The organism is Pandoraea anapnoica (assembly GCF_902459765.1).
Taxonomy (GTDB): domain Bacteria; phylum Pseudomonadota; class Gammaproteobacteria; order Burkholderiales; family Burkholderiaceae; genus Pandoraea; species Pandoraea anapnoica.
Map to the genome: position 1 here is coordinate 209,412 of NZ_CABPSP010000012.1, position 12,342 is coordinate 221,753.

Annotated in this window: 7 protein-coding genes; 4 read left to right on the forward strand and 3 right to left on the reverse strand. The window is 64.1% G+C overall.

Annotated elements, in window-relative coordinates; translation table 11 throughout:
• Positions 1 to 154 precede the first annotated feature (154 nt).
• Positions 155 to 6,337 carry an autotransporter outer membrane beta-barrel domain-containing protein gene (locus PAN31117_RS19555; RefSeq protein ID WP_150739664.1) on the forward strand — a complete coding sequence of 2,061 codons (6,183 nt, stop codon included), beginning with the start codon at positions 155 to 157 and terminating at the stop codon, positions 6,335 to 6,337.
• Between the two features lie 77 nt (positions 6,338 to 6,414).
• Here the strand turns inward: PAN31117_RS19555 and PAN31117_RS19560 are convergent, their stop codons facing one another.
• Positions 6,415 to 7,431, reverse strand: a complete 1,017-nt coding sequence (locus PAN31117_RS19560; RefSeq protein ID WP_174991034.1) for a serine hydrolase — start codon at positions 7,429 to 7,431, stop codon at positions 6,415 to 6,417.
• Between the two features lie 177 nt (positions 7,432 to 7,608).
• Positions 7,609 to 8,517 carry a LysR family transcriptional regulator gene (locus tag PAN31117_RS19565; protein WP_150739690.1) on the reverse strand — a complete coding sequence of 303 codons (909 nt, stop codon included), beginning with the start codon at positions 8,515 to 8,517 and terminating at the stop codon, positions 7,609 to 7,611.
• A 166-nt stretch (positions 8,518 to 8,683) separates the two neighbouring features.
• Here PAN31117_RS19565 and PAN31117_RS19570 point away from each other — a divergent pair, with 166 nt between their 5' ends.
• Positions 8,684 to 9,595, forward strand: a complete 912-nt coding sequence (locus PAN31117_RS19570) for an alpha/beta fold hydrolase (protein ID WP_150739666.1) — start codon at positions 8,684 to 8,686, stop codon at positions 9,593 to 9,595.
• Here the strand turns inward: PAN31117_RS19570 and PAN31117_RS19575 are convergent.
• Complete coding sequence (locus tag PAN31117_RS19575) at positions 9,579 to 10,283, reverse strand: SDR family oxidoreductase (protein WP_150739667.1); 705 nt, start codon at positions 10,281 to 10,283, stop codon at positions 9,579 to 9,581. The genes PAN31117_RS19570 and PAN31117_RS19575 overlap by 17 nt on opposite strands.
• 144 nt (positions 10,284 to 10,427) lie before the next feature.
• Between PAN31117_RS19575 and gcvA the strand changes: the two genes are divergently transcribed.
• Both gcvA and PAN31117_RS19585 read left to right on the forward strand, forming a co-directional pair.
• Positions 10,428 to 11,342: a transcriptional regulator GcvA gene (gene gcvA, locus PAN31117_RS19580; RefSeq protein WP_174991035.1), complete on the forward strand. Its 915-nt coding sequence runs from the start codon at positions 10,428 to 10,430 to the stop codon at positions 11,340 to 11,342.
• Positions 11,343 to 11,376: 34 nt separating this feature from the next.
• A complete protein-coding gene (locus PAN31117_RS19585) occupies positions 11,377 to 12,279 on the forward strand; it encodes a LysR family transcriptional regulator (RefSeq protein ID WP_150739668.1) in 903 nt (300 codons plus the stop codon).
• The last annotated feature ends 63 nt before the right edge of the window (positions 12,280 to 12,342 follow it).

The following is a 12,342-nucleotide window of genomic DNA, read 5'->3' on the forward strand; positions in this document are numbered from 1 at the left end:
ACTCATTTCGGGGGATGGAGTACCGAGCCGGGCGAGTGGTATGTTGCTGCGAAATTCAGCGCACCCGGCGACACATCGCAAAGGCGCACCACCTTTGCATACCGGGCACACCGCTTGTCATAGCGGCAACATCGTCTGGTATTTCGGGGGAAGCGTGCGAGACAAATCCGGCGCGTTGGCGGCACCACTGCGGCTCAAGACCCTCTGCGGGATGGCCAGTGTGATCCTCGCCGGTCACGCGGCAGCACAGTCGTCCGGCCCCTATGTACTGAACTATCGCGGTGCGACGGGGGGCTGTTGCACGTCCAGCAACGGATACAACGGCGAGAATGGCCGTCAGGATGTCACGCAAACGGCGATGGGACTGAACATTCGCACGACGGGCGGGGCCACGGGCGTGCTGGTCGATGTCAGTGGCGGCAATGGCGGAAACGGTAATACGAACGACGACGACAACGGCCGTGACCACTGGGGGGGTAACGGCGGCATTGGCCGCATCATCGACTTCACGCTCGCTCAAAGCACGGTGATGAGCACCGGCATAGGCGTCAGCGTGCTTTCTGCCGGCGGCGATGGCGGCCTGTGGGGCAATCGCAGCGACGGTCATGGCGTTGGCGGTGACGGTCATCTGGCCGCCCTCACCCTGGTGGGCGGCTCGGTCAACGCTGTCGGCTACGGACTCTCGGCCCAATCCGTCGGCGGTAACGGGAAGGACAGCGCCATTCCCTCCTTTGGCGGCCTTGCCCCCGGCCTGAACGCGGGTTACGGAGGCAATGCGGGAGACGCAAACGTCACTGTCAAAGGCGGCGCTGTCATTACGGTGAGTGGCACGGGTGGCGCTGCGATTCGCGCGGAATCGCTTGGCGGTCAGGGTGGCCTTGGTGTCGATGACGACATTGCCGGGTACGTCGATTCCGGATGGGGCGGCAATGCAGGCAATGTCAATGTGACGATTGCCGACGGCACGATCACCGCACACGGCACCGGCGAGGGCGGTATTTTGGCTCGCGCCGTAGGAGGCAGCAGCCCGAAAGGAGCGGGCACCGATGTGAAAGGCGGGAATGGCGGCAATGCCGGGCACGTCTTCGTGCAAAACGGGGCGGCAATTTCCACCGACGGTGTCAACGCTCCGGGTATCGCCGTCTACAGCCTTGGCGGCGATGGCGGTGATGGCGGCGATGGCAATTCGGGGAGCGGTTTCCCCGGCGGCGACGGCGGCACACCGGGTGGCGCTTCCGTGACGAACTCCGGCAGTATCGCAACGCAGGGGCTCGGATCGACCGGCATTCGCGTGGTGGTCGTCGGCGGCAGCGGTGGCAATGGTGGGGCGTCCGGGCCGTGGTCGGGGCACGGCGGCGATGGCGGCGCAGGCGGCAATACCGGGGCGCTCGCGGTCAACATTGTCAATAACGGCAACATTCTCACGAACGGACGCGATGCGATCGGCATTCTCACGCACGCCGTCGGTGGTGGCGCAGGGAACGCCGAAATCAGTCAGGGCCTGATGAACATTGGCGGCGGTGCAGGCGGTAATGGCGGACAAGGCGGCAATGTCTACGTCCAGAACAACGGCACGATTTTCACGACGGGTGACCAGAGTCCCGCCGCAGTGGTGCAGAGTGTTGGTGGCGGTGGTGGGCACGGCGGCGACGCGGATACGACGGGCATTATCGTAGGCATTGCCACAGGCGGTCGCGGTGGGGCGGGCGGCGATGGCAATACTGCTACGCTCGATCAGGCGGGCGCGATTTCCACGGCGGGCGCAGGGGCGGCCGGCGCGGTCGTGCAGAGTATCGGCGGCGGCGGCGGGGTGGGCGGGTCGTCGTCCGCGATCACAGTCGGTATTGGACTTGGTGTTGCCGTCAGTCACGGTGGCAGTGGCGGACAGGGCGGCACGGGTGGCACGGCCCGCGTGAGCGTGGACGACTTCGCGAGCGTCACAACGCAAGGCGTGAGCAGCGATGCCGTGGTCGCGCAGAGTATCGGCGGCGGTGGCGGTTATGGTGGCCTGGCCAGCGCTTCGAGCATCACCATCGCTCCCGATCTTGGACCCGATCTCCCGACCGGCACGATAAGTCCGCATGTCAGCCTGGGGGGGCGTGGCGGAGGCGGTGGAAACGGCGGATTGGCGCAGGTCGAAAACGACGGGAACGTCGTGACGCGGGGTGACCGCAGTCTCGGAATTCTGGCCCAGAGCATTGGCGGCGGGGGTGGCGCAGGCGGCAACGCCGCCGCCCCGTTACGCGCGAAGACGGTGTCGGCTCCGGGGAGCCGGTTGGACCTCAGTGTGGGTGTGTCCATCGGCGGGGCGGGTGGCAGCGGAGGCACCGGCGGCGTCGCCACTGTGACGAATAGCGTCATGGGTATCGTCGAGACATCCGGCGATCACGCCATCGGCATTCTGGCGCAGAGTGTCGGCGGTGGGGGCGGTAGTGGCGGCAGCGTCCAACAGGAGACTGCCCAGTCGTTCTCGGCAACGCTGGGTTCGCCGACTTCCGCACTTGGCACGTTGCAGACGATTATCCAGTGGCTGGAGACGTCCGGTCAGTCGCTGAACGTGAAATTCGGCTCGCTCAAGGTCGGTGTCGACGTGCGCGTAGGCGGCTCGGGTGGCAGCGGCGGTGACGGCGTTGGCGCCAGCGTGTTCAACAGTGGGCAAGTCACGACCACGGGAGACGGCGCAGCCGCCATCGTAGCGCAGAGCGTCGGCGGCGGGGGCGGTAGCGGCGGGACGGCCACGTCGACGAGCGCGTCGAGCCTCATGTCGAGCATCGACAGCTTGCTCGGTGTGGCGACGGGAAAGGTCGGTCAGTATTTTCAGGTGTCTCCGAACACCGGCACCAATGTTGCCGTGGGCGGATCGGGCGGGAGCGGAGGCAACGGCGGGTCGGTCGGTGTAACCCAATCGGGCACCATCGTTACGAAGGGCTTCGCCTCCCCCGGCATCGTTGCCCAAAGCATCGGCGGCGGGGGCGGTGCCGGTGTTTCGACCGCGCAGAACCTTGAGGTCTTCCTGTCCAACTGGGCTGCGAAGGACGCGCCTGGCATTCTGAGCGACATCACCCGCATCGTCGATCTTCTTGGTTCCAATCTGGCGAGCGCCCAGCACAACGTGAACGTGAGCGTTGGCGCGAAAGGCGGTGGCGCAGGCTATGCGGGGTTGGTCACCGTAGATGCAAGCAGCGCGTCGAGCCGGATTCAAACGCTCGGTGACAGCTCGCCGGGCATTCTTGCGCAAGGGATTGCCGACGGAGGGGGACTCGCTGGCGCAAGTGCCTATACGTTCGGACCCAGCACATTCGGCGCGACGGCTGGGACCACGCAACCCGCGTTGGCACTCTCGCTCGGCGCAGCCTACGACTCGACGATTAGCAGCGTGAGCGGTACGTCGTTTCCGGTGGTTGTGAAAAGCGGGGGGGCCATCAGCACCCACGGGGACGATTCGAGCGGCGTGCTCGCGCAGAACATTGCGGGCGGCGGTGGTGCTGCCGTCGCCAATCTGGCAGGGAGCGCGAGCACGCATCTCGCCCAAGGGCAGGCGGCGACGTCACCGGCGTTGACGCTGGGCGCTTCGGTGACCGGCATGGCCGCACCCGCGATCGTTCGCAGCGGTACGGTGACCGTGACGAATACCGCGACCATCGAGACTACAGGAGCACTCTCTCACGGCATCTTTGCGCAGTCGGTGTCGGGCGGCGGCGGTGCTGCAGGGTGGGTCGCGAGCGGTGGTGCGACGGCGTTGCTCGCGGGACCGGTGATGCAACTGGGCGCGTCGCAATCGGGGGCCAACAGCCTTTTGGGCATGGCCGGCAATGTGACCGTCTCACTCGGCGCTCCGGCAACGATAGCGACGGCTGGCGCGCTGTCGTTCGGTGTGCTGGCACAGAGCATTGGCGGGGGCGGCGGTTATGCCGCAACGGTGAGCGACGGCGAGCCATCGTTGTTACCGATCACCAGTTTGCAGTTAGGCGCGCAGGGGCAAACCGGCGGCGCGGGGGCACAGGTCAGTGTGACGGCGGATGCCGATTCAGTCGTTCAGACGCAGGGTCGCAACGCGTTCGGTATCGTCGCGCAAAGCGTGGGCGGCGGCGGTGGTATCGCCGGTCTGACGACTGCCCCCGGTCGCGTTACGCTCGCGTCGCTGAACAACTCGTTCACGGCCGCTGGCGCGAACGACGGCGGCACGGTCGACGTATCGGTCGCAGGCAAGGTGAAGACGACCGGTGACGGCGCGGTCGGCGTCCTCGCACAAAGTGTCGGTGGCGGTGGTGGCATTGCTGGCGATGCAGCCTCCATCGCTTATGGGACGAACGTCGTACATTTGACCGGCATCGCAGGTGCGGTGGGCGTGGGTAACACGGTGACGGTCGACGTTGCGGGTGGCGTCGCCACGTACGGTGCCAATGCGCCGGCCATCCTCGCCATGAGTCTTGGCGGTGGGGCGGTGTTCAGCGACGGAGGCATCCTGCTCAAGAACCCGGGCAATGCGAGCGAGAACAGTGGTGGCGCAGTGAGCGTCGCGATTCGGCCGGGCGCGACGGTCGTGGCGATGGGCGCAGGCTCGCCGGCAATCGCTGCGATCAGTGCGGGCCGCACTGGAGGCAATGCGAGCGACACCACGCAAGGCAAGCCGGTCAGCGTGACCATTGGCAACGGGGCGACTGTGGCCGCCAACGCGGCTTCCGGGATCGGCGTGCTGGCGATCACGACCGATGGGGTGAGTATCGATAACGCGGGCACACTCACGGCGGCCACGGCAATCGAATCGGCGGGCCGTGCGAGCGTGAGCAATACCGGACAGGTTCGGGGGAATGTTCAGCTCACGAACGACAGCACGTTCGTCAACCAGACAAGCGGTGCACTGTATACGGCTAGCCGGGTCACGACAGGGCTGTTGCAGAACTTCGGCACGCTCAATCCTGGCGGTCCGGGCGTGTTTCAGGCATCGACCGTCGACGGCACGTTTTCGCAAACGGGCACCGGTGTGTACGCGCCCGATCTCGATTTCACGCGTCACAACAGCGATTTTCTGGCGACCACCGGTGCGCTGACGTTCGGTGGCAGCGTCGTGCCGGTGCTGCACAATCCGGTGAAGAACATCTGGCTCGGCATTGGCCACTTCGACCGTGCGCCAACGGGCGAGTCTGCGACAGCGAAAAGTACGGCGCTCGTCTTCAGCTATCAGATGAAGGATCACTACGGCGGCACGCAGGACCCGCTGATCTCCGTCGATGCCAACTTCAAACCGCAAGGCGTTGCGCTCAATGGAAATCAGTCTTCGTTTGCCAATCACTTGCAATGGCTTTGGGATCAGGGGCTAGTCGATGCGGGGCCGCTGTTCCAGCCGTTTGCGAGCGTGGGCGATGCGGCGAGCTATCGGCGCGCGCTCAACACACTGTCCGGCGCGGCATCACTCATGCGCGCGGGATCGCGTGGGCAGGAGAACTTCGATTTCCTGAATCGCCTGATGAGTTGCCCGCAGTTCATGAGTGGCGGAACGCGTTTGTCGGAGGGGAGTTGCGTTTGGGCACGCGTGATCGGCACGCGCGCGGACCGCTACGATACGGCCGACGACGTCGGCTTTCGCAGCCAGCAGGTGACCTACCAGTTCGGCGTACAAAAGGAGATCGCGCCGGACTGGTTCCTTGGGGGCTCGGCGAGCTACGTGGTAACGCACGCGCGGTCGTCCGACCAGTCGATGGATGTCTCCAGCGATGGCTTTCGCGCCGGCGTCACGCTCAAACGGCAGATGGGCCCGTGGCAGGTCGCGCTCGCGTTGCTGGGCGGTTTTGAGAGCGGCACGCAGAACCGTGCCGTCGATTATCCGGAAGCCACTGCGCGTGCGAGCAGCCAGCCGAACGCGTTTTTCGTCGGCGCGCGATCGCGACTCTCGTATCAACTGAACCTTTCGGGGTGGTATGTGAAGCCCTACGCGGATCTGGACGTCGTGTATGACCGCAGCGGTGCCTATCGCGAGAGCGGCGCGGGCGTATTCGATCTCGCAGTATCGGGGCAGGGGCATACGACGGCAATCCTCAGCCCTGCCATCGAGGTGGGCGGGCGGTTCGATCTGCGAGGCGCGACACTGCGTCCGTATCTCTCGCTAGGCATGAGCTTCGCGTCGACACGCCGCCTGAGCACCGACGTCTCGTTCGTGCAGTTCCCCGGCGCGACGTTTGCGGTGAGTGCATTGCAGCCGCGCGCCTATGGCAACTTCTCGGCCGGCGTCGAATTGCTGTCGGACAAGGGCCTTGAAGTCCGTGCGGAGTACAGCCTTCGCACCGCGCCCTCTCAGACGGTACAAAGCGCAGCATTACGCTTGGCAAAGCACTTTTAAGCCGACGCGCGTCGATATGACGAAGGCCCGGACAATCGATCGTCCGGGCCTGTGAATGAGCGCGACGGGACCGGGGCTCAGGTCCGTGCGGCGTCGGTTGCGGCTTTCAGTACGTCGCGAACGCTGTCGATGAACTCGCCGGTGCGCTCGACACTGGTCTTCCCGTTCAGCCAGTTCCATGTGAAGCAAAACGTCACGCGCGTCTTGCCCACGAGCATCTGTGCGGCGAAGCACAGCGCGTGGAAGTTCTCCCAATCCAGGCTGCCGCCTTTGCCATACGCTGGTAGGCCGTCGGGTACCGTCATCCATGCCGCATCTGCCATGGCCGAGATGCGCTTGAATTCGAGCAGCGTCTCGGGCTTGTGGAAGAAGCGGCCGTTAAGCGTGTCCCGATACCAGTTCACGAGATCGGTGGCCGAACTCGTCATGGTCTGCTTGTTGTTGATGACGTCCCGACGCGGTGTGAGGCCAAGATTATCGCCATGTTCAAGCTTCTGCATGCCCGCCCAGCCGAGATCCGTGCCCGGGGCAGCGCCCGCGAGATATGAGAAGAGAATTCGAGTGGAATCGGGAACGTGCGGTGTACTTAGTTGTGCCTGACGGATCAACTCGCGCACGCGCTGCGGTCCCACTGCCGCGAGCGCAATATCGGTACCGATGTTATCGCTGTGCGCGATCATCGATTCGAGCGCGGTGCGGTATTGGGTCTGGCCGCTCAATCCGATAAACACAGGACTGCCCGGTGTGCGAACCGCGTCGTTCACGTCGCACAGTTTCGTGCCGGAGAGGCCGTTGCGGCCCGATTCGGCGTCGATGAGAAATTGCGCCAGGATGAACGTTTTGACGGCACTGCCGACGAAAAGATAACGATTGGGTTCGTAAGCCGAGGTCCAGCCGGTTCCATTGGGGACGTCCGCGACGACCAGACAGCTCGAAGTCGCCGGTTCGTGCTTTCCGAAGCGCAGGACGGCGTCGTCGAGTATCGGACGGCTGGCCGACATGGCATTGGGGGACTGCGCGAGCAGTGCTGGCGATGCGAGCGTGGCGGCAGCGAGCTTGAGTGTGCGTCTGCGGTGAGGTTGGAACTCGGTCATGCGAGAGAACTCCGGAACGGAAGGGAAGCCGGGGTGGCTGGGGACAGCGGTAAGGCGCGCGGCGCCCAGGGCGTCTCCAGGTCGCTTACGCATTGAGGTTCGCAGCGACGTTATCATGACGACCTCGCCCGAATCGATACCGCGTTTTAGGTAGTCGCCCCGTTTTCCCCTTCGCGTCTAGCATTCCGGGCGCACTGCCGCGTCCCTGAACCACCCCACCAAAAAATCCGCCAGCGCACGCGTCTTGGCAGAGAGATGACTCTTCGTCGGATAGACGAGCTTGATATCGGCAGCGGGTAACGTCCAGTCAGACATCACAGCACGAAGTTGACCCGACGCCAGATACGGACGGATATCCCACATCGACCGGATCAGCATGCCGTGACCGTCAAGCGCCCATGTCGTTGCGGCCGCACCGTCGTTGGTGCTGAGCATGCCGCGCACTTTGACCGTCTCCTGGCGATCTGCCTGACGGAAGTGCCACGTGCCGTAGGTCTCGTCGCTCTCGCGAATCACGATGCATTGATGCGCCGCCAGATCCGACGGCTGCACCGGTTCGCCCGCGTCCGCGAGATACACCGGCGACGCGCATAACACCCGCGCGTTCGGCATCAGCTGTCGCGCCGTCAGGCGCGAATCCGGCAAGTCGCCAAAACGGATCGCCGCATCGAACCCTTGTTCAACGAGGTTCACCGGACGGTCCGTCAGATGCAGTTGCACCTCCACCTCCGGATACTCTCGTGCAAACACGGATAACGCCGGGGCGATGTGCGTCCGCCCGAAACCGAGCGTTGCCGCCAGCCGGAGCAGGCCGCGAGGCGACGACTGTGCACCGGTCACCGCATGCTCCAGCGCTTCCAGTTCGCCGAGAATACGTGCGCCGTCCTGCAAGTACATGTCGCCTTCAGGCGTGAGACTGATGCGTCGTGTCGTACGATGCAGCAATCGCACGCCAAGACGATGCTCAAGTTGCGCGAGCCGACGGCTCACCGCCGGTGGCGTAATGCCCATCTGCTGCGCAGCGGCCGCCATGCTGCCTTCTTTCATGAGCGTCGCGAAAAAGCGCAGATCGGAAAATCCGTCGATTGACATGGTGATTCGTGTCCTGCAATTAACAATGAAGTGATTCTGAGTCACTTTATGTCGTTTTGCATCAAATATAGGATGTGCATGACACGTGGCCGAACGCGAATGCCGCCCAGCGTCGCGCGCATCGCACCGAACCCGCACGCAGAAAAAGGTAAAAGGGTCTATGACTTCCCAAGCGCTGTTCCCCGGATTCACCGCCTATCGTTTGCCAACGCCTGACGGCCAGCACATTCATGCGTTGACGGGCGGCAGTGGCCCGGCGCTGCTGATGCTCCACGGCCACCCGCAAACGTCCGCGATCTGGCATAAGGTTGCGCCGACCCTGGCCCGGCATTTCTCCTTGGTACTGGCCGACCTACGCGGCTACGGGGACTCGGCCAAACCGGCTGGTGGCGCCGATCATCTGGCCTACAGCAAGCGCGTCATGGCACAGGACATGGTGTCCGCCATGCAGGCGTTGGGGCATTCGACGTTTTCGGTGCTGGCCCACGACCGCGGGGCGCGCGTCGCGCATCGACTGGCGGCGGATCATCCGGATATCGTCCGGCGCATGGTGCTGCTCGATATCGCGCCAACCCTTGCGATGTATGAACAAGCCAGCGACGCTTTTGCGCGCGCCTACTGGCACTGGTTCTTCCTGATTCAGCCCGCGCCGTTGCCGGAGCGCCTGATCGAAGCCGATCCGGCAGCGTATTTGCGCGATGTCATGGGGCGTCGGAGTGCCGGATTGGCACCGTTCGATCCGCGCGCCTTGGCGGAGTACCAGCGATGCTTGTCGCTTCCGGGCGCAGCGCACGGTGTCTGTGAAGACTACCGGGCCGCGGCCACCATCGATCTCGATCACGACCGCGCGGATCGCGACGCCGGACGTCGATTGCCCATGCCGGTACTCGCGTTGTGGGGCGAGCAGGGCGTCGTGCACCGATGCTTCAAGCCGCTCGACGAGTGGCAACGGGTGGCGTCCGACGTGCGCGGGCACCCGCTGCCTTGCGGCCATTACATTGCAGAAGAAGCGCCGGAAGTGCTGCTGGCCGACATCCTCCCGTTCCTGCTCGACGTCACACCGAGCGAGTAAGGCCTCCGTCGACGCGAATGTTCTGCCCGGTGATGTAACCGCCACCCTCGGACGCCAGGAACGCCACCGTCGCCGCAATTTCTTCGGCTTTGCCATACCGCTGCATCGGCACGCTTTCGCGGCGTACTTCCTGCTGCGGCAGGCTGTCGATCCAGCCCGGCAGAATGTTGTTCATGCGGACGTTGTCTTTCGCGTACTTGTCTGCAAACAGCTTCGTGAACGACGCCAGCCCCGCACGGAACACGGCCGACGTCGGGAACATCTCGCTCGGCTCGAAGGCCCATGCCGTCGAAATATTGATGATCGCGCCCGCACCTTGCTTTTGCATGATCGGCGTGACGAGACGCGTCGGGCGGATCACGTTCATCAGATACGTATCCATGCCTCGATGCCAGTCCTCGTCGCTGATCTCCAGGATGGCGGCGCGCGGGCCGTGGCCAGCACTGTTCACGAGTACGTCGATACGTCCCCAGCGTTGCACCGCCAGATCGACCAGTTCCTTGAGCGATTCGTTGGACTGATTCGAACCCGTCACGCCGATGCCACCCAGTTCAGCCGCCAGCGCCTCGCCCTTGCCGGACGACGACAGAATGCCGACCTTGAAACCGTCCGCTGCGAGACGTCGCGCCGCCGCCGCACCCATGCCGCTGCCACCGGCCGTAATCAATGCCACTTTTTCTACTGTCATGCTGCTATCCTCCGATGACGTCGAGTGCCGCTCGATGGGCACGTCAGACGGGTTAACACTGTTCTCAAGTGTTCAAAGCGTAACACCGTGCGACCCGGCCGACGAATCAGATTTCGACACTTTAATCAGTAGAAAAACTACACCATGACGGAAGCCATCGGGCGATTGCCGTCGCTCAACGCGTTGCGTGCTTTTGAAGCGGCGAGTCGGCATCTCAACTTCCGGCTCGCGGCGGAAGAACTGGGCGTGACCCAAGGCGCTGTGGCACAGCAAGTGCGCGGCCTCGAAGCGGAATTGGGGATGAAGTTGTTCGATCGGCATCCGCGTGCGCTGTCGCTGACCGAGAACGGACGACGCTACGCAAGCGGCGTGCGGCGCGCTTTCGAGATGCTGACGGAAGCAACGCAAGCGCTGCGCCCGGAGCCGCTGCGGCTGACGATCAGTGTGACGCCGACGTTCGCATCGAAATGGCTGATTCCCCGACTGCCCGCATTCCTTGAAACGCATCCCGACATCGATCTGCGTATCCTCGCGACGGACCGGTTGTCACACTTTCAGGCAGACGCCGTCGATCTGGCCGTTCGCTACGGCCGTCCGCCGTTTGGTAGCGGGCTCGTCGTGGAGCCGTTGTTCGAGGAGGCGCAAGTCGCGGTCGCGAGTCCTGCCGTGATCGCGGCCGCCGGTCATCCTGGCAAAACGGATGGCTCAGGTAGCCCGGCGAGCCTGAGAGGTCATGCCTTGCTTCACGACGCCCACAACGCCTGGCCGCAGTTTCTTGACCTCACGTTACCTAAGGCCCAGATGTCGGAAGCGAAGAACGTGCGGTTCAACCAGACGGCGCTGGCCATCGATGCCGCCGTCGCCGGACAAGGACTGGCGCTCGCGCATCGCGACTTCGTAGCAGCGGATATTGCGGCGGGGCGTCTTGTGCGGCTTTTTGATACCGAGCTGCGTACGGGGGCGGGCTTTTACATCGTGTATCCCCGCCGCACCCGGCACGCCGCGCAAATCGCCGACGTCCACGAATGGCTTTTGCGGGAGACACGCGACACGCGTTAGCATTGCGTTTTATGCAATCATCACGGATGCCGTCATGTCGCTTCCCGACCTCAACCTGCTTCACGCGCTCGATATCCTGCTGGAGGAGGGCAGCGTTGTCGGTGCGGCGAGACGCATGCATCTGAGTCCGCCAGCGATGAGCCGTACGCTGAGCCGGATTCGCGAAACGCTGGGCGATCCCGTCTTCGTGCAGGCGGGCCGTAAGCTGGTGCCTACGCCGCGTGCGTTGGCTATGCGTGAGCAGGTGCGGCTGGCGGTCGAGCAGGCGCGACAGGTACTTACGCCCGGCGATGGCGTTGACCTCAAAACGCTCGACCGGCGCTTCAATGTGCGTGCAAACGATATCGTCGTCGGCCTGCACTCGGGACGCTTGCTCGAAGCGATGGCCGCCGAGATGCCGCGCGCCATGCTGCGCTTCTCGCCGGAAGAAGACGATATGGACGACGAGGCGCTGCGTAGCGGGCGGATCGATCTGTTCATCAGTGCGGCGCGACCGTTGGGCCCGGAGATTCGCGTACAACCGCTGTTCACAACCAGCTTCGTCGGCATGGCACGTCACGATCATCCGATTTTCGACGAGGACATTACGCCTGAGCGCATCACCCGATGGGGACACATCGGCGTGTCGCGACGCGGGAAGTTCGCCGGACCGATCGACAATGCGCTGGAGTCGTTGGGGTTGCGACGCCACGTGGCGCTGGTCGTCCCCACGCCGTCCGCAGCGCTTTTCGCGCTATTTAGCAGCGATTTGCTGCTCGCGCTGCCGTCGCACCTTGCGCAAAGCGCGCTGGAAGCGGGGATGCGTTTGCGTCAGTTCGATTTCCCCGTGCCGCTTGAGACGGTGGTGCTGACGCAAGCGTGGCATCCGCGCTTTCAGGCCGATCCGGCGCATCAATGGCTGCGCCGCACCGTGCGCACGATCTGCGAGATGTACTGATGCGCTAATCGATGCGTTGGATGCAATCGTTCATTCCAATCAAGTCACTTTTCGCATGACAGA